This window comes from Halioxenophilus sp. WMMB6 (assembly GCF_033283405.1).
Lineage (GTDB): Bacteria > Pseudomonadota > Gammaproteobacteria > Pseudomonadales > Cellvibrionaceae > Halioxenophilus.
The window spans coordinates 55,407-77,521 of sequence record NZ_JAWMQR010000003.1 but is presented as its reverse complement, the minus strand read 5'-3'; the positions used below and the strand labels follow the sequence as shown (position 1 = coordinate 77,521).

The following is a 22,115-nucleotide window of genomic DNA, read 5'->3' as shown; positions in this document are numbered from 1 at the left end:
CCCCTGGGCTCAAGCGGCTTGATGGTCGCGGTCAGAGGCGATGAGGCCTGCCGGTTTTGGCTTTTGCCAATGCCAGGTGGCCAGTGTGGTGGCGATGGGGACCATATCAATGCAGTCGACTGGGCAGGGCTCTACGCAGAGGTCGCAACCGGTGCACTCTTCGGCAATGACCGTGTGCATCTGCTTGGCCGCGCCCAGGATGGCGTCCATCGGGCAGGCCTGAATGCATTTGGTGCAGCCGATACACTCATCTTCGCGGATAAAGGCCACCCGTTTTACCTCCGCGTTCGCGGCATCGCCGGCATCCAGGGTTGGCGCTTCAACTCCCAGTAACTGGGCGATGGCATCAACCGTGGCCTGGCCGCCGGGTGGGCATTTGTTGATCACGTCGCCCTCGGCGATCTTTTCGGCGTAGGGTCGGCAACCGGGGTAACCACACTGGCCACACTGGGTTTGCGGCAGCAGCGAGTCGAGCTGCTCAACGATTGGGTCGCCTTCGACTTTAAAGCGCACTGAGGCAAAGCCAAGCACGCCACCGAAGATTAAAGCCAGGGTGCCGAGTGCCAAAACGGCGGCGAGAACGGGTTGATCCAATAGCATTTGCATTCTTCAGTGCCTCACAACGCTCTAAATCAATCCGGCGAAGCCCATAAAGGCCAATGACATCAATCCCGCGGTGATCATACCAATGGCCGCCCCTTGAAAGGGGAGCGGTACATCGGCGGCGGCCAGCCGTTCACGCATGGCGGAAAAGAGAATGAGCACCAACGAAAAGCCAACCGCGGCGCCAAAACCGTAGAGGCTGGATTGCCAGAAGTTGTAACCCTTGTTGGTGTTTTGCAGAGCCACGCCCAACACGGCGCAGTTGGTGGTAATCAGGGGTAGAAAGACGCCCAGTACCCGATAGAGCAGGGGGCTGGTCTTTTCGATAAACATCTTGGCGAACTGTACTACTACGGCGATCACCATAATAAAGGCGATTGTACGCAGGTATTCCAACTCCAGGGGTGAAAGTATCCAGGTGTAAACCAGATAACTGCAGATGGACGCCAGCGTCAGCACAAAGGTAGTGGCGCCCGCCATGCCGATGGCGCTCTCCAACTTATTGGAGACTCCCATAAATGGGCACAAGCCAAGGAATTGCACCAACACGTAATTGTTCACGAGAACCGTGCCCAATAGGATTGCAGCGAATTCTGTCATAGCGGCTCTGTGATCATGGTTGGTTGGAAAAAGGGCGCCAAGGCCCGCCGGGAGCGGCATTGTACAGCAAAAAATGGCATTTCCTAAATGCAACTTGCTGCAATCACTTATCGGCTAGATAGATATAGGTGCGTCGTGTTGATCTGTTTTTGTGGTAGCAAAAGGCATGGGAGGTGGCTGACTTGGTGGGGCAGAATGTGACCAAATAGGTCAATTTTTTGGCCGGCTTTATGCACGAAACCGCAGCTCTTGACGCTGTTTCCTACGTTTAGTTATAAAAAAAAGGGATTTTTAGATGATTGTGTGAAACTCTTTGCAATCTCGAAAAGTGTCATTTTCGGTGCTCGGAGTTAGAGCGTATAAATAGGCTGTAACAGCCTCTTTTCGAGTGATGTTTATTGCGCCACATCGAGAATTTAAGGTGTTTTTCTAAACGGTAGGGCCTGCTCTCCTGCGCCCCGCCCAGGCCAGACTTCTTACCTTGAAGTTCCGTCGTACCGCCAAAAGCGGTGGTTCAATTGGTTAGGTTAATTGATATGTCAGACAGTTCGCAGCGTCAAAATGTAGTGGAATTCCGCCCGGCTGCCAAACTGAAGCGCAGCCAGTCGGCCGTTCGATTGCCGGCGGCGGTTCATCTTCTTAAAGAGAAAACGACCTACTTTTTACAGTCGGCAATGTTGGCGCTATTTGACAGCGCCGACGATACCCTGTTTGAACTGGCCGACAAATCGGACACCAACCAGGACCAGAGTCTCTACTTCGAGTCTATGCGCCAGGTTCGCCTCTGTCGGCGCGAGATCGAAAACTCCCTGATCGAACGTGTTCACGCTGGCTTCGACCGTCTGGCCGATCCACATGCGGTGGGCCACGAGGAGTGGGAATACCAGGTTGATACCGATAACCTGTCGCTGGTTAACAACGAGCAGCTGGAACAAAACGTTGCCGTTGAGTCTATGGTGAACAAGGCCATAGAAGCCAATCCCGAATCACTACAACACCTGACTTTACGGCTGGACAGCCTGGTCCCGTGTAAGGTCTACCAACGCAACAACCCCGTTGGTCCGCACGATATCTGTTATGCCTTCCTGAAAGCGGCGGAGAGTCTGGATACCAATATCAAAGTCAAGTTGGTGGTGCTCAAGCTGTTTGAACGGCATGTAATGAATGAGCTGCCAGGCTTCTACGACCTGGCCAATGAGCTGATGATTCAGCGCAACATTTTGCCGTCGTTGACTACCAACGCCTCTCGTCAACGTGGCAATCCCGCCGAGTCGTCTACTGGTGCCGCAACCCGCGCCCCAGGTTCGCAGGAGGTGTTGCAAACCTTCCGCAGCCTGGTCGGTGAGGGGGCTTTGCCCGGCCAGGAGAATAGTGCCGGCGAGCAGCAGGTTGTAATCAGCGAAAGTACCCTCTTGCAGCTGTTGTCACAGGTACAAGTGCAGCAGATGCGTAATCCGCAAGTGACTACCGCCGGCATCGATGTACAGCAGCTGCAGAATATTCTGACGGCCCAACACAAAGGGGTGATTGGCCAGATCGATCGCGATGTGATCAACCTGATCAATCTACTGTTTGAATTCATCGTCGATGATCGCAATCTGGCCGCAGAGATGAAAGTTCTGCTCAGCCGTCTGCAAATCCCTCTGTTGAAGGTGGCGATTGCCGACAAGACCTTTTTTGATCACGGTGGTCACCCCGCCAAACGGCTGCTTAATGAAATGGCCACCGCCTCCCTGGGTTGGGTTGCCAACCAAAAGGGCCGGGATAACCTCTATAGCAAAGTTGAACAAACGGTTCTGCGCATCTGCGAAGACCCGAATGTCGGCACTGAAGTGTTCGACGAAATGTTGATGGATTTCCTCTCTTTTATTGAGAAAGAGAAACGGCAAGCCGCCATTTTAGAGAAGCGCACCCTGGATGCGGAGGCCGGTAAAGCCAAAGCCGAGGCGGCCCGAAGTGAAGTCTCCAGTGCACTGGCCAAGCTTAAAAATGTTGATAACCTCAGCGACCCGATGAAAACATTGGTGCATGAAGCCTGGGCCAATGTCATGTTCCTGGTCGCCTTGAAAGACGGTGTTGATAGTCCGCAATGGAATTCAGCCCACAGTACCGTTCGTAACCTGGTTTGGAGTTTGACCACAGAGGTCACCTCTGAAAACCGCGTGCGCCTGATTAAGCTGTTGCCGGAGCTGCTCAAACGGCTGCGAACCGGTTTGGAAAGCATCAGTTTCAATGCCTATGATATGGGCAAACTGTTCAAGCATCTGGAAGCGGAACACTTGGCGCAGCTGCGCGGGAAACCCGCTTCTGCGCAGGCCAATGCAACGGTGCCAGCCACGCCAGACGTGGCGACAAAAGTTCAACCCCGGCCATTAATGCCGCGCGGCACTACCACTGATGCTGCGCCAGAGAAACCCGCAGGTTCGCCTGTGGCAACTTCCTCTGTTGAACCCCGTCTGCCAAGCCGAGGCGAAACTACACCGGCGGCACCAGCTGCGGTAGAGCCAGAGCCACAGTTTCTCGATCAGGTGGATGGCCTTTCGCAGGGTAGCTGGTTTGAATTGCGAAGTAGTGGTGAAGCTTCTGTTCGTTGTCGTCTGGCGGCGATCATCAAGCCCACAGGCAAGTATATTTTCGTTAACCGCAGTGGCATGAAGGTGGCGGAGAAGGATCGCAACGAGTTGGCGATTAATCTTCGTAGCGGCGAAATTCGCATGTTGGATAACAGCATGCTTTTTGATCGCGCACTGGAGTCGGTAATCAGTAATTTGCGTGACAGCCGTTCGCCGACTAACCGCTAGCAACGACTAGTGCCCCCCCGTTAACAAGCGCGGCTAACTGCCGCGCTTTGTCTTTTAACCCAAGCCTGGTTTTACCTTTCCTATTTTTCCACTCCTGGCTCCATCCGGCCAGCGCTGGTTGTTCGGTTGGCTGCTGTGTTAATGTTGGCGACTATCGTTCGGATGGATAGCTCAATGATAGACCGCAAAGGCTGGCTGCAGCTGGATGCGCCCATACGGGTACAGCACCGGCCCTCTCCCAATTTTAATCAGCGCCCGAATGGAGCTGATATCTCCCTGCTGGTTATACACAATATCAGCCTGCCACCTGGCTGTTATGGTGGTGGCTTCATTGAGCAATTTTTTCAAAATCGACTGCCCAAGGATGAACACCCCTATTTTGCGGAAATTGCCGAATTGCAGGTCTCGGCCCACGGCTTGATTGACCGCTCCGGTGGCTTTACCCAGTTTGTCGGTTTCTACGATCGAGCTTGGCACGCGGGCGCTTCTGAGTACCATGGCCGCTCAAACTGCAACGACTTTTCAATTGGCATTGAGTTAGAGGGCTGCGATACTGAGCCCTTCAGCGTGGATCAATACCGATGTCTCACGTGGCTTAGTCGGGTCATCATGGAGTGCTTTCCTGCGATTTCTGTAGAGCGCATCGTTGGTCATAGCGATATTGCCCCCGGCCGCAAAACCGATCCGGGCCCCTGTTTCGACTGGGTTGGCTATCGGCACTCTCTCGCTCGCTAGGGTGGGGCGCTGTGGTTAATTCTTCAACACTGGTCATCCACTGCTGTTGCCGGTCGATAAAATATTAAGGAAATAAAACGACTATGTTACTGATCACCGTCGTCTGCAGCCTGTTGCTGATTCAACTCTGGGGTTCTGGCAAACCGCTGCACAAAGACAATTGGTTCTACGCCCTGCTCAACTTTTATTCGCAATTTGATCGCCTGGCGTCGGTTCGTATGGGCGCTTTCTCGGCCGCTTTGATCACCGCATTACTGTTGGTAGTAATTGGCTATTCGCTGTTAGATTACATCTCCTCCTGGTTGGCTGCCGCCTTCGCTATATTGGTGCTGGTCTACTCCATGGGGCGGGGACTTTTTTCGGAGCTGGTGGCCAGCTATGTGAGTATCTGGCATGCCAAGGATTGGGAGGCGGCGGTTACCATAGCCCAGGAGTTGGGCATAGAGACCCACTGGTTGGAGTCTGACGACTGGAGCGAGCTCAATCACCTGGTGGTTGAGCAACTCGCCTATCGGGGCTTTGAACGGATTTTTGTCGTGCTCTTCTGGTTTGTGGTTACCGGCGTGGTTGGCCCGCTGGCCTACCGGTTAGTAGCGCTCTACGGTGATCACACCGACGATGGCGATGAAGCGGAACAGTTGCAGCGCCTGCTTTGGTTGGTCGAGTGGCCGGTGGTGCGTTTGTTTGGTTTGTCGCTGGCGATTACCGGCAATTTCACCAGCTGTTTTTCTCGTTGCCGGCAGTTTATCAGTTGCACCAAAACCAGCTCTTCACAGATGTTGGTCTATTTTGTGGAAAGCGCGCTAAGTGTCACCAAAGCCGATTCGTCAGACCCCCGCTGTGGGGAGAAAGAGTTAACTGAGTTACAGCAGCTCTACTCTCGCACCATGGTACTTTGGGTGTGTGTGATTGCCGTGTTCACTCTGCTTTTGTAATCAGCTTAAAAGAAATAAGAGAAAGTTATGCCCTCATTTGATGTTGTTTCCGAAGTGGATAAACAGGTGTTAACCAACTCGGTCGATCAGGCCAATCGACTAATCGGTAACCGCTTTGATTTCAAAGGTGTCGATGCAGAGTTCACCCGCCAGGAGTATGTGGTTTTTTTGCGGGCCGATGCCGAAATTCAGATTAATCAGATGTTGGATATTCTTAAGTCCACCCTGCACAAGAACAACGTGGATATCCGTTGCCTGGAGGAGGGTAAGTTGGAACAGTCTGGCAAGCAGGTGAAAACTCAGGTGACGGTGCGCACGGGGCTGGATCAGGATCTGACGAGAAAGATTGTCAAACTGATTAAAGATTCCAAAATTAAAGTGCAGTCGCAGATTCAAGGCGATCAAGTGCGTGTGACCGGTAAGAAGCGCGATGAGTTGCAGGCCATCATTGCCATGCTGCGCGCAGCCGATCTGGATATGCCGTTACAGTTCGATAACTTTCGCGATTAAAATCCCTCTCTTTTCTAGTGCGTGCTGGCGAGCCCTCGGCAGTCGTGTTCAACTCTCCCGCCAGCGAAACAGTGCCGCCGATACCAATAAAAAGAGCGCGGTCATGCCGGCTAAAATCAGCAGATGGTTACTCACTTGCATTAGTGTGGCGCCATCCAGCATGACCGCCCGGGCAGCCTGCACCATGTGGGTCAGCGGCAGAAAATCACTGAAATAGACCATCCATCTGGGCGCGCCGTCGAGCGGAAACCAGACCTCCGACATCAGCATCATGGGAAAGACAAACACGTTGAGCAGGCCGTTGGCGAGCTCTTCGCTGGCCAGCCGGCTGGCGATAATCAGCCCCAAGGAGAGCAGTGACAGGATGCCTAAGCCGGCAACGAGTAACAGTGTGAGGTAACTGCCCAGCATCACAAAATCGAGCACCAGGTCGGCGGTAATAAATACCAGCGTACAAACACCGATATTGATAATGAAGCGCGACAATACCTGTGCAGTTAGAAATTCAATGGGCCGCACCGGCGAGGCCTGCAGGCGTTTTAAAACCCCATTTTTACGGTAGCGGACAATCACATAACCCACGCCAAACAGGCTGGAAAACATCAGGTTCATTGAGATGATGCCGGGAATCGCCCAATCGACGTAGCGCACCTCCCGCCCCTCGATAGACTGTGCCTGCCATTGGTCCGACTGCTTGAGTGCCAGTAACTGCTCAAGCAGCTTGCCTTTGCTTGAGCTGGCGTTAATCCAGTAGTGGTTGTCGTTTATTAACAGGTCAACTTGGTGATACTGCACCTTGGTAATGGCCGGAGCGAGCTCGTCGTAATGTATGATTTGGATCGCATCAAAGCTCTCCACCTGCTCAAGTAAGGCCGGGTCTGGGGTAACAACACCCACTTTAAACACCGCTTCGTCGCCGCGGGAGAAGGCCAGGGCAACAATGGCTATGATGAGTGGCGGCATGACGAACGACCACATCAGGGAGGCCCGGTCGCGGTAGTACTCTTTATTGCGGGCGATTAATAAACTGAGAATTCTTTGCATGGGGCGCTCTGATGGGTACTCTGATTTTTACCTGAACTTTATTGCCGATTGCGCGTGTGATTGTTCTGGCTAATGGGCTTACTCACGCAAACTGTGGCCGGTAATTTTTAAAAACAGGTCATCCAGTGTCGGGTTTCTTACCTGCAGTGAGCTTAGGTCGGCATTGCTGGCTAACAGCTGCTGTAATGTCTGTTCAATGCTGTAACTGGTAATTTCAATTTTGCCGGCGTGGATCGTGTAATCAAACTGCACCAGAGCTTCTGCACTCAGGCTCTCCTGGGGCAGGCAGACGTAAGCGTAACCAAAGTGTTGTTTCAGCAGCGCTTGTGGCGAGCCCTCTGTGACCACTTCGCCGCGGTCGACAATCAGCAGGTTATCGCACAGGGACTCGGCCTCATCCATGTAGTGGGTGGTAAGGACAATGGTTTTACCCTGGGCTTTGATGCTTTGAATCAGCGACCAGAAATTGCGCCGCGATTGTGGGTCCAGGCCGGTGGTGGGTTCATCCAGGAAGACAATTTCAGGGTTATTAATTAGCGCCAGGGCCAGTAGCAGCCGTTGCCGTTGGCCGCCAGAGAGTTTGGCGGCCGGGTGGTGCAGAAAGTCCCCCAGGCTGCACTGCTGAATCAGTGCCTCCAGCTCGACACTGTTGTGGTAGAGGCCGGCAAACAGCCGCAACACTTCAATAACGGTGAGAAAATCCATCAGCGCTGTGGATTGAAATTGAATTCCCGCCTCGGCTTTGAAGTTGGGATTGTTGCTGATTCCTTTGTATAAAATTTCACCGGATGTAGGTTGGGTAATCCCCTCCATCATTTCGATGGTGGTGGTTTTACCGGCCCCATTGGGGCCGAGCAGGCCGAAGCAGATACCTTGTTCAATGGCAAAGGAGATACCCTTTACGGCTTCAACATTTTTGTAATGTTTACGCAGATTGCGAACTTCAAGAATGACAGTCATTGCAGCAGATCACCGGTGCCTAAATTACATGCGCTGTAATAACACAGAGCTGTAATCAATAGAGGCGTATTTAAATTGCCCGTATTGTCACAGAGACCAACGCGAAAGCCCAGGTGCGGGTATTGAATTAATCCTGTTCAATCAATCGGCTGATCCGATGGCGTATACCCCACAACAGGATTAGCGAGGGGAGCACCATGATGGTGGTGACGATAAAAAAGAGCGACCAACTACCCAGCCAGTCGATCAGGTAGCCACTTAAACCGGCCAATGAGGTGCGCCCAAGATTACCGAGTGATGCCAATAGGGCGTATTGGGTGGCGCTAAACGCGCGGCCGGTGATGGCCGACAAAAAGGCGACCATGGCCACCGAGGCAAAGGCACCGGTGAAGTTATCGACGATAAGGGTGAGGGCAAACAGCCACTCGTGAGGCCCCAGTTGTGCCATCAAGGCGAACATTAAGTTACTGGCCGCCATTGCCACGCCACCGACCATCAATCCGCGAACGACACCAAAACGGGTATTAAAGAGGCTGCCGATCAGGGTGAAAATTACCGTGAGCACCCAGCCAAACATTTTGCTGTACTGGCCTATCTGTTCGTTGCTGAAGCCAACTTCTCGGTAGAAGACAATCGACATTCGGCCGAGAAAGGCCTCGCCGATTTTAAAGAGAAAAATAAACAGCAACAGCGACAGGGCGATGCGCACACCATTGCGCCGGAAAAAGTCGCGGAAGGGCTCCAGCACCGTGACCAGCAGCCAGCTACTCTCCCGCGACAGATGCAGATCGTGCTGTACGCTGGCTTCGGCCTTTTTCTGCAGGATGTCACGCTCGGTCTTTGGCTCTTTCACCCAGAGGGTGGCGATGATCAGCGCCACAAGCACTCCGGCCATCAATAGGTAGACCTGGTTCCAGCCAATCTGGTCGGCGGAGGAGAAGGCCAGGTAACCGGGCCAGGAGTAGCCCGACCACCAACCGATCACCGACATCGCCGCCGCGGCTGGCATCTTGTCGCTTTCGGCGGGGGAGAATTGATCGATTCGAAAGGCGTCGATGGCGATATCCTGAGTGGCTGAGCAGAGTGCAATCAGGGCCGCCAGCACACCGAACAGGGCCAGTTGTGAGCTGGGCGAGACCTGGGCTATGGCCAACAAAAGCATCAGCAACAGCATCTGCATCAGCAGTATCCAGCTGCGCCTTTGGCCAAATCGGCTCAGACCGGGTAGAGGCACCCGGTCAATTAATGGTGCCCAGAGGAAATTAAACGCGTAGATCAGGGCTACGGAGCCGAGCGCGCCAATATCGCCCCGGCTGATGCCCTCATCCTTTAACCAGCCACTTAAATTGCTGCCAATCAGGGCGAAGGGGAAGCCGCTGGCCATTCCCATTAAAAAAATCCACAACAGACGAATATCAGAGTAGAGCTTGAGCGTTTGAAACCAGGAGTTGGGCATGAAGATATGGGCTAGGGTCAACGAGATTAGCTGTGAACCTTGCCCGAATGCTAACGCTTGGGCAAGTCTTTACGAGAATTCGAAATAAGATTTCACCAGGGCGGGTAGTGTAGGGGGCATTTCAGAGCTATGGCCGCCAACGGTAGCGAGCCAGGCTTGTCCTCTCGCCTGTAAAGACAATCCCTTCCGCTTGCAGCAGCCCTTTTTGATATTGGCCACGCTCATCGGGCAGGGAGATACGGCCCTGGCTGTTGATGACTCTATGCCAGGGCAATTGGCTCTCTTGTGGTAGTTGGCCAAGGGTACGCCCCACCCAGCGGGCGCCGTTGGCCAGGCCGATCAGCTTGGCCAGATCCCCGTAGGTGGTTACCCGGCCCACGGGAATTTGGCTCAACACCAAGTAGAGCGCCGCCAGCCGCTGCTCCATGGGGGTCAGTGTGACGGTTAGAAGTTGTAGACCAGGTTGGCGGAGGTGATGGTATCGGCGTGCAGATCGCCCTGGGCGGGGTCGCTGTTGTAGCGAATCTCATAGCCGAGCTTAAGCGCCATGGAGCTGTTGATGGCGACCGCAAAGCCAAAGATGCTCTGGGTGAAGGTGTTGTCGGAGGAGATCTCCACCCGGGTTTCGTTGAGCAGGGTGGCGGTTTCGGTCAGCTGGTATTTGTAGTCCGAGGTGATCAAGTAGTTGATACCGCTCTGCTTTTCCTGAGTCTCTTCCAGCTTGGTGGTTCGATAACCAGCACCCGCAGAGACTTTCCATTTCATGGTGTCGGTGTTAAAAATCTTGTAACCAGCACCGAAGGCGGTGGTGTAGATCGCTTCAAACGAGTCGAATTTGTCGTCGAAGTAGCGTAAATCACCAAACAGGTAGGTGCGCTCGGTGAGGCTGTACTGGCTGTCCCAGTTGGCCAGATAGGACTCAGCATCCTTGGTGCCATCACTTTCGGCACTGGTGGCGGCCAATTTCAGTTTGTGATCCCACTTTTCGCGGCTGTTTTCAAAGGTTAACGAGGCGTTAACGACTTGGGATTCGGAATTGCCGTCCACCATGACCAAGCCGGCCTCGCCGACACCACTCCACTCGGATGCGAAGCCGGCGCTGCTCGCAAAAGTCAGAATAGTAGCGGCGATAAAGCGTTTGCTCGTCATATAAAAGCTCCTAAAAAATCAATTCGCTCGATAAGTGCAGGTCTCGGCACTCAAATTAAGCGGGCCATTCTAACGATGTTTTGTTGAAATTCCGACTTTCCCTCCCGGCAGAGTGTAAAAAGGTGGTCAAATCTGCTTTTTGAACCGGTTTTTGTGGCGATCTGCTTGAATTCAGCCGCTCCCGCCCTCAGACAGTCATCTGATATACCTCTGGTTTGTAGGCAACGGAGCGCTCATGCGTCTGCTTTTTATTCTCTTTATCTACTTGGTGCTGGAATTCTGGCTGATGGTGGCGGTGGGTACGCATATTGGTGCCCTGGCGGTGGTTTTGATTACCCTGGCCACGGCTGCCATTGGTTTGTCCCTGGTCCAGCGCCAAGGGCTGGCAACTCTGGCTCAGGCCCAGGAGAAGATGAATAAGGGGGAATCCCCGGCCGGCGAGATGGTCTCCGGGCTGGCCCTCTTTCTGGGTGGGTTATTGCTGCTCATCCCCGGGTTTATCAGTGATGGTGTCGGTATTCTGTTGATGATACCGGGCCTCAGGATGTGGTTGGCGCGCAGAATGTTGGGCCCGATCACTCGCTCTTCGTTCACCCGTTTTCGCTTCCACGGCAGCCAATACCAGAACGGGCGCACCTTTGAGGGTGAGTTTGAGGAAACGGGTGCAGATCACCCCCGTTCAGACAAAAAAAATCAAAATTTTTTGCCCTAAGGGTGTTGAAATCGTCTTTATAAGCCCCATTTCGTCAATCACCCTATCCCGGGTGGCTGATGTTTAACCAGCAGCCATCCAGCCAGGCCGATACTGGCCTGTAAGTTTGATAACACACAGTAATCGCTACCCCAGGGTTGCTTTAATACTTCAGGAGAAAATAAAGATGAACATTCGTCCTTTACACGATCGTGTTGTGGTTCGCCGAAAGGAAGAAGAGAAGACAACTGCAGCTGGCATCGTTTTGCCTGGCTCGGCTACCGACAAGCCTAATCAAGGCGAAGTATTAGCAGTTGGCACCGGTCGCATTTTGGACAACGGTGATGTCCGCCCAGTAGACGTAAAAGTGGGTGACACCGTGGTATTTGGCAAGTATGCCGGCAGCGACACCATCGAAGTCAACGGCGAAGAACTGTTGATTTTGAACGAATCCGACATCAAGGCGGTGCTGGTTTAATCCGCATCTGTCGCCTTTAAGTAAAGCAACTGAATACAAGATAGAAGGAATCAACAATGGCCGCTAAAGACGTAAAATTTGGTGATGACGCCCGCGTACGCATGCTCGCAGGTGTAAATATTCTGGCTGACGCAGTAAAAACCACTCTGGGCCCCAAAGGCCGCAACGTAGTACTCGATAAATCTTTCGGCGCCCCCACCGTAACCAAAGACGGTGTTTCGGTAGCCAAAGATATCGAGCTGGAAAACAAATTCGAAAACATGGGTGCACAGATGGTTAAGGAGGTTGCTTCCAAAGCCTCTGACGACGCGGGTGACGGCACCACTACCGCCACTGTTCTGGCCCAGGCGATTGTTAACGAAGGTCTGAAGGCCGTTGCCGCCGGCATGAACCCAATGGATCTGAAGCGCGGTATCGATAAAGCCGTTGCCGCGGCCGTAGCCCATGTTAAATCCATCGCTCAGCCCTGTGCCGACACCAAGTCTATCGCCCAGGTAGGTACCATCTCTGCCAACAGTGACACCAGCATCGGTAACGTAATCGCCGAAGCCATGGAAAAAGTGGGCAAAGAGGGTGTTATCACCGTTGAGGAAGGGTCTGGCCTGGAAAACGAGCTGGACGTGGTGGAAGGTATGCAGTTCGACCGCGGTTACCTCTCTCCTTACTTCATCACCAACCAGGACAGCATGTCTGTCGAAGTAGACAGCCCCTTCATCCTGCTGGTTGACAAGAAGATCTCCAACATCCGTGAGCTGCTGCCCGTTCTGGAAGCGGTAGCCAAATCCGGCAAGCCCCTGGTCATCGTTGCTGAAGACGTGGAAGGTGAAGCACTGGCGACTCTGGTTGTTAATAACATGCGCGGCATTGTTAAAGTCTCTGCCTGTAAAGCTCCTGGCTTCGGCGACCGTCGCAAGGCCATGCTGCAGGATATCGCTACCCTGACGGGTGGTACCGTTATCTCTGAAGAGGTTGGTCTGGACCTGGAAGGCGCCACTCTGGAGCACCTGGGTACCGCCAAGCGCGTAACCATGAGCAAAGAGAACACCGTCATTGTTGACGGTGCCGGTGATGCCGAAGAGATCAAAGCGCGCGTTGCTCAAATCCGCGTTCAAATCGAAGAGTCCACCTCTGACTACGACCGCGAAAAGCTGCAAGAGCGTGTTGCCAAACTGGCTGGCGGTGTTGCTGTTATTAAAGTGGGTGCCGCCACTGAAGTGGAAATGAAAGAGAAGAAAGCCCGCGTGGAAGATGCCCTGCACGCTACCCGTGCTGCGGTTGAGGAGGGTGTTGTGCCTGGTGGTGGTACCGCGCTGATACGTGCCGTTGCCGCGATTGCCGACCTGGTCGGTGACAACGAAGAGCAAACCGCTGGTATCACTATTGCCCGTCGTGCCATGGAAGCGCCGCTCCGTCAGATCGTTACCAACGCGGGTGATGAAGCTTCTGTTGTGGCTTCTCTGGTACGTGAAGGTACTGGCAACTTCGGTTTCAACGCCGCGACTGGTGAGTATGGCGACATGCTGGAAATGGGTATTCTGGATCCAGCCAAAGTTACCCGTACTGCGCTGCAGGCTGCCGGTTCCATTGCTGGTCTGATGATCACCACTGAAGCCATGGTTGCGGATGCACCGAAGGAAGCAGGTCCTGCCATGCCAGATATGGGTGGTATGGGCGGCATGGGTGGCATGGGCGGCATGATGTAATTTGCCGGCTTAGCCAAACCCTGTTCCAAACAAAGGCTCGCTTCGGCGGGCCTTTGTGCTTTTGGGGAGCTGTGATAGCGTGCTAGGCACTTTATAAACTGGCTGGGGACTATAGAATAGGGCCAAATTTGATAGGGGCACCCAGCAGTGGGCTTTGCGTTACGGCGCATCTGCTGTAGCCGAGCGTGCCATTTCTATCGCCAGTGACACATTCAAGGACTCAATTACCTATGGTGCAATCGCGCAAAGAACCAACCATCTCCTCCGGCGACCTCTCTCTTCCTATGGATGACGATCTTGGCCCCCGCTCTCGACAGCAACGCTCGGCGGCGGCAACTGGAAAAACCCCTCCCTCGAAGACCGCAACAGTGGTTAAAGCCAAGTCGCCACTGGCTGGATTTGCTGTACTGTTGGCGCTGGTGGCATTGGGTATCGGTGGTTTTGCCACCTGGCAATTCTGGCTGACCTCGCAGCAGCTGGCCGAGGCCAATGGCCGCCTGACGGAGCTGGAGAATCGTTTGGCATTATCCGACGATGAATCCACTCAGTCAGTGACTGCGCTGCAGGCGGCCCTTAAGCAGGCCCTGGGTAATGTCGGTATTAATGAGACAGAAATTCGCAAGCTCTGGGATACCCGCAATGTCAATCGCAAAGCTATTAACGACAACGAATCGGCGATTGTGGCTTTAGGAAAAGAGGTGAAAGCGAGCCTGGGTAAGCTTGATAAGTCTGTGGCTGCGTTGCAGAGCGGATTACAGAGTGTGGATGGTAAGGTCGCGGCCAATGAAAGCCAGGTTGCTACATTGAAAAGCCAGATGGCGGGTTTGAAAGATCTCTCTTCGCAACTGTCCAGCCTCAAGTCCCAGTTGGCTACGATTCAGAGTTTGAACTCCCGTGTTACCAGCAATGAAGAGGCTATCGAGGCGATTGATGCGTATCGCCTGAATATCAACCGTCAGCTGCTGGAGTTACAGCAGCGGGTCAATGGCGCTCAGTAGCGTCCCGCATTGACAGCGCCTGGGGGGTTAGAGCTCCCGGGCGGGTTTGCTCTCTCGCTTGGCCATTAGCCCTGGCAGGCGTTGATTGACCAGTTCCCCTTTCTGCTCGACTGCTTCCGGCGTCAGTGTAGACGCTGCACGGGCGTGGGTACGACTGGTGGCGTTCCACTGCATCACCGCCAACTCTTGATTTTCCCTCTGCGGGCCTCGGCACCGACAACTTTGGCAGGCTACTGAATAGGTTAGAGAGTGCACCACCATATGCAGGTGTTCACTGCCACAAAACGGGCAGGGTTCGATTTGTAAAGCCATAAATACTCCACTGGGCCTAGCTTACTGGCCCCACTGCTAACTTCGAGATCGGGTTCTGGAGCTGCTGCCTCTTATATACAGAGGAGTTCCGCTCGAAGTTAACCAGTTGAAGAAGCCCGCGTGGCCACCATGGGCGCTGTGCGTGCTGCCCCGCTAACGTTACTGGCAGGGGCGGTCCATGCCAAACGCGGGATAATGAGACGTCAACCTTACCAAGCAAGGCTCTCATACAGGAAGTGTAGTACCAGATGCCAACTCTTCAAGTCGGTATTTGATTAAAATCCCAATATCTTGTGCTGGGTATGATTTGCGGTACTAATTGTAGGGTTTTGGTCTGGATTTACCCTTAACCAATACAGTGGGAAATCCACGGCTGCATGGTGTAGAATCCCGGGCTTTAATCTAATTAGCCGATATGAGTGAGACGCGCGTTATGACCACCGTAATCCGCCAGCAAGATCTGATCGACAGTATTGCCGACGCCCTCCAGTTCATCTCCTATTACCACCCCAAAGATTTCATCAAAGCGGTTTATGAGGCCTACCAGCGTGAGGCGAATCCCGCAGCCAAAGATGCCATGGCGCAGATTCTGATCAACTCGCGGATGTGTGCCGAAGGGCACCGCCCCATCTGCCAAGACACTGGAATTGTTAGTGTCATCATGAAAATTGGTATGAATGTGCAATGGGATGCCGACTGCAGCATTGAGGATATGGTCAACGAAGGTGTTCGTCGCGCTTACAACAACCCGGATAACAAGCTGCGTGCCTCTGTGCTGGCGGATCCAGATGGTGCCCGTAAGAACACCGGCGACAACACCCCGGCAATGATCACCTACAAGTTGGTACCCGGCGATAAGGTGGAGGTCCACGTTGTCGCCAAGGGCGGTGGTAGTGAAGCGAAAACCAAATTTGCGATGCTCAACCCATCCGACTCTGTGGTGGAGTGGGTTCTGAAAATGCTACCCACCATGGGGGCGGGCTGGTGTCCACCGGGTATTTTGGGTATCGGTATTGGCGGTACCGCCGATAAGGCAATGGCGATGGCCAAAGAGGCACTGCTCGACCCAATTGATATCCAAGACCTGCGCGAACGTGGTCCTTCCAATCGAGCCGAAGAGCTGCGCCTGGAATTGATGGATGGGGTTAACAAACTGGGTATTGGCGCCCAGGGCCTGGGTGGTTTGACCACTGTTTTGGACGTGAAGGTCAAAGATTGCCCTACCCACGCGGCCAACAAGCCGGTGGCGATCATCCCCAACTGCGCCGCTACCCGGTTGGTGAAATTCACACTGGATGGCTCCGGCCCGTCGTTGCAAACCCCTCCCAGCCTGGATGATTGGCCGGAAATCACCTGGGAAGTGGGCAACGCGCGTCGCGTTAATCTCGATACTCTCACTAAGGCCGATGTCGCCGACTGGAAGCCGGGCGAAACTGTACTGCTCTCCGGCAAATTACTCACCGGTCGTGATGCCGCCCACAAACGCATGGTTGATATGATTGGCAAAGGTGAGGCGCTGCCGGTCGATTTCACCAACCGCATGATCTACTACGTGGGCCCAGTGGATCCAGTTGGCAACGAGGTAGTGGGTCCGGCCGGCCCAACCACTGCAACACGCATGGACAAATTCACGCGCACCATGCTGGAAGAGACCGGTTTGCTGGGCATGGTTGGTAAAGCTGAACGCGGACCTGCGGCCATAGAAGCGATCAAAGATAACAAAGCGGTTTATTTGATGGCGGTGGGCGGTTCGGCCTACCTGGTCTCCAAGGCCATCAAAGCGGCCAAAGTGGTTGCCTTTGAAGACCTGGGCATGGAGGCCATCTACGAGTTTGAGGTGCAGGATATGCCGGTAACCGTAGCGGTGGATTCCAATGGTGAATCTGTTCACCAAACCGGCCCACAAATTTGGAAGGCTAAAATCGAAGAAGGTGTGATTGAGGTTAAGTAACCCTTCACAGAAAAAGGCCGGCAGCGACCGGCCTTTTTTATTGCAATGCGGGAGGTGATCCATGCTCTCTAAACAGCGGTGTGTGCCGTGTAATTCACAAAGCCAGGCACTGACGGAAGAAGCTCTGCAGCCACTGCTGGTGCAACTCGACGGTTGGCAGGTAGTGACAGAGGGTGGGCACAAGCTGTTGCGTAAGCGGTATATACTGGCTGATTTCCAGCAGGCCATGCTGGCGGCGCAACAAATTGCTGAGCTGGCCGAGCAATTTGATCACCATCCGGCCCTGCTGGTGGAGTGGGGTAAGCTTACGGTGAACTGGTGGACACATACGATTGCAGGGCTGCACCTGAATGACTTTGTCCTCGCTGCCAAGTGTGATGATCTCCCGGTTTTCAGTGTTACCGGTGGTCAATAGTAGGGTAACCCCTGCGGTGCAGATCACCAACTGAGGGCGCTATGCTGAACCCACCCCCAATTTCTAGGCAGCTGCGGCAGGCAGCGGACGTTGCCTGGCTAAGCACATTCAGCTGTGATGGTTCGGTTCAATCCCCGTTGGTGTGAGCGGAAGTTGGTGGTGAGTGTGACAAACTGAATTGCGTGGCCGACCGTGCCAGGGTGGTCAATCGCCAGCGGTGATGAGCCGCACTACTGCTGGCCAATAGCAATGACACCGACGGTAACATCGCCGTGTTGTGAATTGGAAAGGGTCGAAACAACCCACTTTCGTACCTGAGTAAATTCACTCAACCCAGTATAGGGATCGGCATAGCTACAGTTAATACACCGTCGAAAACTAGGCGTGTTGTTGTTTATCTGTGGCTGGTTTCTATTTGTTTCCCTTCACAAGGTGACTACCGTGGCATCATTTTCAACCAACTTATTTCTAATCGATAAAAAAGAGTCATTTGGTTTTGAACAGCTTTTACTGGCACGACTATGAAACCTGGGGCGCCAACCCCTCTGTTGATCGACCGGTTCAGTTTGCCGGGGTGCGCACGGATGAGAACCTCAATATCATCGGTGAGCCGCTGAATATTTTATGTCGCCCTTGTAACGATTTCCTGCCGCAACCGGAAGCGTGCCTGATAACCGGTATCACGCCCCAAGAAGCTCTGGCAAAGGGTATGCCCGAGCGTGAATTTATTGCGAAAATTTATGCAGAGTTGAGTAGACCCGGTACTTGTGGCGTTGGGTACAACAGCATCCGCTTTGATGATGAAGTCACCCGCCATACTCTTTGGCGTAATTTCTATGAACCCTATGAGCGTGAGTGGAAAAACGGCAATAGTCGGTGGGACATTATTGATATGGTTCGGCTCACCTATGCCTTGCGCCCAGAAGGTATTGAGTGGCCAATGGTTAATGGTGTACCCAGTTTTAAGTTGGAAAGTCTGGCTGCCGCCAATAATTTAAATCATGACCACGCCCATGATGCTCTCTCAGATGTCTATGCCACTATCGCCTTGGCGCGTCTGATCAAAGAGCAGCAGCCGCGTCTGTTCGATTATCTGTATCAACTGCGTGATAAACGAAAGGTGGCTGAGTTGATCGATATTCCGAATAGTCGGCCGCTTTTACATGTGTCATCAATGTTTCCCGCAGCTCGGGGTTGTGCCGCGTTGATCGTGCCGCTGATGATGCATCCACGGAATAAAAATTCTGTAATCTGTTACGACTTAAGCGCAGATCCTGCTGAGTTACTGAATTTGCCTGCCGACACACTTCGGGAACGGCTGTATACGCGCTCAGCTGATCTGCCAGAAGGTGTGGAAAGAGTTGCCTTAAAAGAGGTTCACCTGAATAAAAGCCCTGTTCTGGCGACGACACGTTTACTGGAGCCAGCGGCCGCTAAACGATTGGGAATTGATCTTGAGTTGTGTCAACACCATTGGCAGCAACTTAAAGGGCACACATTGGCGCCTAAATTACAAAATATATATGTTGAAAGGGAATTTGATCGCCCGCGTGACGAGGAGAGCGCTCTGTATGATGGCTTTTTGAGTCATTCTGATAAGGCCAAAGTGGAGCAGGTACATCGAGCCGATGGTGATCAAATTGCGAAAATGGCCCTCCAATTTGAAGATCGCCGTTTAGCACCACTACTGTTTCGATATCGCGCCAGAAATTTTCCTGAAACACTCTCAACAATTGAATTGGAGCAGTGGCAAGAGTATCGTTACCGAAACCTTATGGAATCAAAACAGGGTAGTATGACGCTGGAAAGTTTGCATGAGAAGATTTTTGAGCTGCAAGAGAGCGGCGCTCTGACGGCTAGCCAAATGCAAATTTTGGAATCACTTTCCGACTATGCGGATGCAATAATTTAACCTACTAAATTAATTTACTGTGGTTGCCGGTAGATACAGGAAAGATTGTAAGGAAGTATCAGTAGCTGCAGCCCTTTCTACCAATAAAAATTTTATCTTTTCTCACATAAATTGCTAAAAAGTACTACAGTTTTCTGAGAGGCATTTAATAAGATGCTTCTTTAATGTATGTAGTTTTAACCATTAAGCCCTAATGCTTTTGTGGGTTATTGTCTACTTTCAGGATAAAGGCATGCCTTGTATACAAGGATATTGCAGACAGTGAACCTCCTAACGTCCAGTAGAGTGCTGTTGTTTTTTGTTGCGTGCCCCTTCATTGAGGTTAGTGCGGCAGAGCGCTATGCCGGTGAAACTACCGATGATCTATTTGACCTCTCTCTCCAAGAATTGATGCAAATAGAGGTTTCATCCGCCAGTAAGATAAGGCAAAAACTGGAAGAGATTCCCGCCTATGTAACCGTTCTAACTCGTGAAGAGATCGCGAGTTATGGATATACATCATTAGTTGAGGTGCTGAGAAATATTCCTGGTCTCTATGTGGAGGAGGATACCGAAGAGGTTTATCTTGGCACCCGCGGGTCAATCAGCGGCGGTATCCTTTTTTTATACAATGGCGTAGCTCAGCATCCCTATCTACAAAAGGGGTTGTCTACCGTTGAGGCTAATCGCCTCAATCTGCCAGTTTCTGCCATAGACCGCATAGAATTTATCCGTGGCCCAATGTCGGTAATTTATGGAAACAACGCCTTCCAAGGCACGATCAATATTATTACCAACCATAATCAAGAACAGTTTGCAAAATTGGCGATTGGTAGTGATGAGCAAGGTGAGGCTTTTATTCGGGTGAGCCAAAGTTTCGATAATGGCAGCGGTAACTTTCTTGCCAATATCGGAGCAGCGCAGCAGCATGGGTTTTCTGGTAGCTACCGCGATATGCTGGGTGCGGATCAAATTGGTAATTTGGATCCCAATGCGCAAACAACGATGAATGGCAATATGGAGCGAGAGCTCCACTATTTGGATGCCAGCCTTAATTGGCGGGGATGGCAGGCGGATATTAGATATCAAAGTAGTGGATACCCCTTTTTCCCCACCAGTGTTCCGATCCGAGATAACGATTTAACGCTTAAAACTTGGCAGGGATCTTTAAGGTACCACAGGGATATGGGGTCAGAGTGGCAATCCAACAGTTTATTGATAGCCAGTAATGACGAGTACTGCTTGGACGATATCAGTTTTGGTTCACCTAGTTTGAGTGGTTACCAACAGCAGCGGTCGAGCCGCCTGGAGTTTGAGCAAAATTTAATATTTCAGCCGGTAGAGAGTCATTCTTTGTTAATTGGTTATCGCTACAGCGCTCTGGATTCTATTACCAATGATGCTGAAGTAGAACTTTCTGGTAGTTATATTGCCGATACTGATCGTCAAACTGGCAGATATGAGCTGCATGATCTCTTCAGTCAATGGCAGCAAGCGCTTGGTGATCAGTTTGAAGTGGTGCTGGGGTTGCGCTTTAGTCGATTGCCAGAAAAATTTAGATTTACAACCTATAGTGACAAGCTTGGCCAGCCAGCGTTGGTTGAGTATCTCGATACCGAAGATAGAAACCTTATTAATTATCGTGCGGCGTTGCTTTATCAGATATCGCCACGCCAGCAATTTAAAGTTTTGCATGGTACTGCTTCGCAGGATTCAGAAGAGACAATCTTCTCCGATCCAAAGTCTATTCAGACCAGCGAGCTTGTTTATGTGTTGCAAGGTGATAATTGGCAAATAAATCAGAGTATCTACTACAACGAAATTGAGAGCGTTGTACGGCGCGTACTAATGTTCGACGGTAGTCGATTTGTCTCCTCTTCCGTTAATGATGGCGTGTGGCGTACGCGTGGTTACGAAATGAATGGTGAATTCAGAGTGGGGGGGCAGTGGCGTCTCTATACCTCGTTAAGCACTCAGTCAACCGAGGATGTTAATGGTGAGTTGAGCATAGGCTACTCACCCGAAAATTTATTTAAGTTAAAGGTTGATTACCGTGCAGGCGCTAATGTGTGGGCCCTTTATGGTAATTACGTTGATGCCCGTGATACCGATTGGCGTTATGAGGATACTAATAACGATGGTGAACTCGATACGGCGGCAAGATTGGGCAGAAGAGCTAAAGCGTATTGGTTGATAGGGGCTAACTGGCGTTATCAGGCAACAGCCCAACTGTTGTTCAATATCAATATTTCCAATGCATTGGATAAAGATTACCGATACCCCGCTAATGAGGTCAGTAACTTGGAGTATGGTTTGATTGGTGCTGGCCGGGCTATAACGGCTAATGTGCAGCTGGGATTTTAGCGAGTGGTTACCGGTGGCGGCTACTAGCAGTTGTATAGATGCAAAAAGCATATTGCTAGTTTCTAGTGTTTATTGCAGCCTGGGCTAGACGGTAAGGCCTGCGTTTTTTGGCTGCCTTTCTCTTATTTCTCTTGCCCATTTTATTGATCACTCTAAACCGAAATCCCTGGTCTGGAAATTATATCGGAATATTTTAGTTTTCATGGTTTGGTTGACTTGCCTTGCTGTGTAGATTCCCCCAACGCAGAAATTCGCATCAGTTATCTATGTTGAAATAGGTGACGTTATTTGTTCTGCTCACTCAATGCCCCATCGAACAGACTAGTCGTGTGAAGAGAGCCTTATTGGGCGGCTATTAATAAGCGTTTGTAAATGACTGGATAATTGGTGATGGCGGGGTCAACCACAGGCAACTTGTCTACCTTCGATTGTTGTCGAAACTGAGTGACCAGGAATTACAGCTCCTTCATGAGTTCATCTAACAACTTCATTAATTTTGTTCAATAGCGGAGAAAATTT

20 protein-coding genes are annotated in these 22,115 nt (G+C 52.1%); 12 read left to right on the top strand and 8 right to left on the bottom strand.

Going from position 1 to position 22,115, the window contains the following annotated elements; genetic code table 11:
• Positions 1-9: 9 nt before the first annotated feature.
• On the bottom strand, positions 10-600 hold the full coding sequence (gene rsxB, locus SBL51_RS09330) for an electron transport complex subunit RsxB (protein WP_317931142.1): 591 nt from the start codon (positions 598-600) through the stop codon (positions 10-12).
• Between the two features lie 27 nt (positions 601-627).
• Positions 628-1,203 (bottom strand): electron transport complex subunit RsxA, encoded by a 576-nt coding sequence (gene rsxA, locus SBL51_RS09325; protein WP_317930647.1) that lies wholly within the window; start codon positions 1,201-1,203, stop codon positions 628-630.
• Between the two features lie 536 nt (positions 1,204-1,739).
• On the opposite strand from rsxA, the gene SBL51_RS09320 reads away from it, so the two are divergent.
• From SBL51_RS09320 to SBL51_RS09305, 4 genes are all read left to right on the top strand, one after another.
• Positions 1,740-4,004, top strand: a complete 2,265-nt coding sequence (locus SBL51_RS09320) for a DUF1631 domain-containing protein (protein WP_317930646.1) — start codon at positions 1,740-1,742, stop codon at positions 4,002-4,004.
• 174 nt (positions 4,005-4,178) lie between these two features.
• Entirely contained in the window at positions 4,179-4,739 is a 561-nt protein-coding gene (gene ampD / locus SBL51_RS09315) for a 1,6-anhydro-N-acetylmuramyl-L-alanine amidase AmpD (protein WP_317930645.1), read from the top strand.
• Between the two features lie 83 nt (positions 4,740-4,822).
• A complete protein-coding gene (gene ampE, locus SBL51_RS09310; protein ID WP_317930644.1) occupies positions 4,823-5,674 on the top strand; it encodes a regulatory signaling modulator protein AmpE in 852 nt (283 codons plus the stop codon).
• Between the two features lie 27 nt (positions 5,675-5,701).
• Positions 5,702-6,184 (top strand): YajQ family cyclic di-GMP-binding protein, encoded by a 483-nt coding sequence (locus SBL51_RS09305; protein WP_317930643.1) that lies wholly within the window; start codon positions 5,702-5,704, stop codon positions 6,182-6,184.
• Between the two features lie 48 nt (positions 6,185-6,232).
• Here SBL51_RS09305 and SBL51_RS09300 read toward each other — a convergent pair whose 3' ends face one another.
• The 5 genes from SBL51_RS09300 to SBL51_RS09280 form a co-directional block, all read right to left on the bottom strand.
• Complete coding sequence (locus SBL51_RS09300) at positions 6,233-7,228, bottom strand: ABC transporter permease (protein ID WP_317930642.1); 996 nt, start codon at positions 7,226-7,228, stop codon at positions 6,233-6,235.
• A gap of 78 nt (positions 7,229-7,306) precedes the next feature.
• Positions 7,307-8,188 (bottom strand): ABC transporter ATP-binding protein, encoded by an 882-nt coding sequence (locus SBL51_RS09295; RefSeq protein WP_317930641.1) that lies wholly within the window; start codon positions 8,186-8,188, stop codon positions 7,307-7,309.
• A gap of 127 nt (positions 8,189-8,315) precedes the next feature.
• Positions 8,316-9,644 (bottom strand): AmpG family muropeptide MFS transporter, encoded by a 1,329-nt coding sequence (locus tag SBL51_RS09290; protein WP_411860473.1) that lies wholly within the window; start codon positions 9,642-9,644, stop codon positions 8,316-8,318.
• Positions 9,645-9,771: 127 nt separating this feature from the next.
• Positions 9,772-10,071, bottom strand: coding sequence for an MGMT family protein (locus tag SBL51_RS09285; RefSeq protein ID WP_317930639.1), 300 nt, complete (start codon positions 10,069-10,071; stop codon positions 9,772-9,774).
• Between the two features lie 17 nt (positions 10,072-10,088).
• Positions 10,089-10,793, bottom strand: coding sequence for a DUF481 domain-containing protein (locus tag SBL51_RS09280; protein WP_317930638.1), 705 nt, complete (start codon positions 10,791-10,793; stop codon positions 10,089-10,091).
• Positions 10,794-11,028: 235 nt separating this feature from the next.
• On the opposite strand from SBL51_RS09280, the gene SBL51_RS09275 reads away from it, so the two are divergent.
• From SBL51_RS09275 to SBL51_RS09260, 4 genes are all read left to right on the top strand, one after another.
• Positions 11,029-11,505 (top strand): FxsA family protein, encoded by a 477-nt coding sequence (locus SBL51_RS09275; RefSeq protein WP_317930637.1) that lies wholly within the window; start codon positions 11,029-11,031, stop codon positions 11,503-11,505.
• Between the two features lie 166 nt (positions 11,506-11,671).
• Positions 11,672-11,962 carry a co-chaperone GroES gene (locus SBL51_RS09270; protein WP_317930636.1) on the top strand — a complete coding sequence of 97 codons (291 nt, stop codon included), beginning with the start codon at positions 11,672-11,674 and terminating at the stop codon, positions 11,960-11,962.
• A gap of 56 nt (positions 11,963-12,018) precedes the next feature.
• Positions 12,019-13,665: a chaperonin GroEL gene (gene groL, locus SBL51_RS09265; protein WP_317930635.1), complete on the top strand. Its 1,647-nt coding sequence runs from the start codon at positions 12,019-12,021 to the stop codon at positions 13,663-13,665.
• Between the two features lie 230 nt (positions 13,666-13,895).
• Positions 13,896-14,663 (top strand): hypothetical protein, encoded by a 768-nt coding sequence (locus SBL51_RS09260; protein ID WP_317930634.1) that lies wholly within the window; start codon positions 13,896-13,898, stop codon positions 14,661-14,663.
• 27 nt (positions 14,664-14,690) lie between these two features.
• Here the strand turns inward: SBL51_RS09260 and SBL51_RS09255 are convergent, their stop codons facing one another.
• Positions 14,691-14,975, bottom strand: coding sequence for a Lar family restriction alleviation protein (locus tag SBL51_RS09255; protein ID WP_317930633.1), 285 nt, complete (start codon positions 14,973-14,975; stop codon positions 14,691-14,693).
• A gap of 433 nt (positions 14,976-15,408) precedes the next feature.
• Between SBL51_RS09255 and SBL51_RS09250 the strand changes: the two genes are divergently transcribed.
• The 4 genes from SBL51_RS09250 (at position 15,409) to SBL51_RS09235 (ending at position 21,596) form a co-directional block, all read left to right on the top strand.
• Positions 15,409-16,926 carry a fumarate hydratase gene (locus SBL51_RS09250; protein WP_317930632.1) on the top strand — a complete coding sequence of 506 codons (1,518 nt, stop codon included), beginning with the start codon at positions 15,409-15,411 and terminating at the stop codon, positions 16,924-16,926.
• 61 nt (positions 16,927-16,987) lie between these two features.
• Complete coding sequence (locus SBL51_RS09245) at positions 16,988-17,341, top strand: 4a-hydroxytetrahydrobiopterin dehydratase (protein WP_317930631.1); 354 nt, start codon at positions 16,988-16,990, stop codon at positions 17,339-17,341.
• A 496-nt stretch (positions 17,342-17,837) separates the two neighbouring features.
• The gene (gene sbcB / locus SBL51_RS09240; RefSeq protein WP_317930630.1) at positions 17,838-19,253 is read left to right on the top strand and encodes an exodeoxyribonuclease I; all 1,416 of its coding nucleotides are present in this window, start codon (positions 17,838-17,840) and stop codon (positions 19,251-19,253) included.
• 291 nt (positions 19,254-19,544) lie between these two features.
• Positions 19,545-21,596 (top strand): TonB-dependent receptor plug domain-containing protein, encoded by a 2,052-nt coding sequence (locus tag SBL51_RS09235; RefSeq protein WP_317930629.1) that lies wholly within the window; start codon positions 19,545-19,547, stop codon positions 21,594-21,596.
• The last annotated feature ends 519 nt before the right edge of the window (positions 21,597-22,115 follow it).

What these genes read in the sequence shown, in the direction of transcription:
- rsxB (WP_317931142.1), bottom strand. Translation starts at nt 600, where the DNA reads ATGCTATTGGATCAACCCGTTCTCGCCGCCGTTTTGGCACTCGGCACC.
- rsxA (WP_317930647.1), bottom strand. Translation starts at nt 1,203, where the DNA reads ATGACAGAATTCGCTGCAATCCTATTGGGCACGGTTCTCGTGAACAAT.
- SBL51_RS09320 (WP_317930646.1), top strand. Translation starts at nt 1,740, where the DNA reads ATGTCAGACAGTTCGCAGCGTCAAAATGTAGTGGAATTCCGCCCGGCT.
- ampD (WP_317930645.1), top strand. Translation starts at nt 4,179, where the DNA reads ATGATAGACCGCAAAGGCTGGCTGCAGCTGGATGCGCCCATACGGGTA.
- ampE (WP_317930644.1), top strand. Translation starts at nt 4,823, where the DNA reads ATGTTACTGATCACCGTCGTCTGCAGCCTGTTGCTGATTCAACTCTGG.
- SBL51_RS09305 (WP_317930643.1), top strand. Translation starts at nt 5,702, where the DNA reads ATGCCCTCATTTGATGTTGTTTCCGAAGTGGATAAACAGGTGTTAACC.
- SBL51_RS09300 (WP_317930642.1), bottom strand. Translation starts at nt 7,228, where the DNA reads ATGCAAAGAATTCTCAGTTTATTAATCGCCCGCAATAAAGAGTACTAC.
- SBL51_RS09295 (WP_317930641.1), bottom strand. Translation starts at nt 8,188, where the DNA reads ATGACTGTCATTCTTGAAGTTCGCAATCTGCGTAAACATTACAAAAAT.
- SBL51_RS09290 (WP_411860473.1), bottom strand. Translation starts at nt 9,644, where the DNA reads ATGCCCAACTCCTGGTTTCAAACGCTCAAGCTCTACTCTGATATTCGT.
- SBL51_RS09285 (WP_317930639.1), bottom strand. Translation starts at nt 10,071, where the DNA reads ATGGAGCAGCGGCTGGCGGCGCTCTACTTGGTGTTGAGCCAAATTCCC.
- SBL51_RS09280 (WP_317930638.1), bottom strand. Translation starts at nt 10,793, where the DNA reads ATGACGAGCAAACGCTTTATCGCCGCTACTATTCTGACTTTTGCGAGC.
- SBL51_RS09275 (WP_317930637.1), top strand. Translation starts at nt 11,029, where the DNA reads ATGCGTCTGCTTTTTATTCTCTTTATCTACTTGGTGCTGGAATTCTGG.
- SBL51_RS09270 (WP_317930636.1), top strand. Translation starts at nt 11,672, where the DNA reads ATGAACATTCGTCCTTTACACGATCGTGTTGTGGTTCGCCGAAAGGAA.
- groL (WP_317930635.1), top strand. Translation starts at nt 12,019, where the DNA reads ATGGCCGCTAAAGACGTAAAATTTGGTGATGACGCCCGCGTACGCATG.
- SBL51_RS09260 (WP_317930634.1), top strand. Translation starts at nt 13,896, where the DNA reads ATGGTGCAATCGCGCAAAGAACCAACCATCTCCTCCGGCGACCTCTCT.
- SBL51_RS09255 (WP_317930633.1), bottom strand. Translation starts at nt 14,975, where the DNA reads ATGGCTTTACAAATCGAACCCTGCCCGTTTTGTGGCAGTGAACACCTG.
- SBL51_RS09250 (WP_317930632.1), top strand. Translation starts at nt 15,409, where the DNA reads ATGACCACCGTAATCCGCCAGCAAGATCTGATCGACAGTATTGCCGAC.
- SBL51_RS09245 (WP_317930631.1), top strand. Translation starts at nt 16,988, where the DNA reads ATGCTCTCTAAACAGCGGTGTGTGCCGTGTAATTCACAAAGCCAGGCA.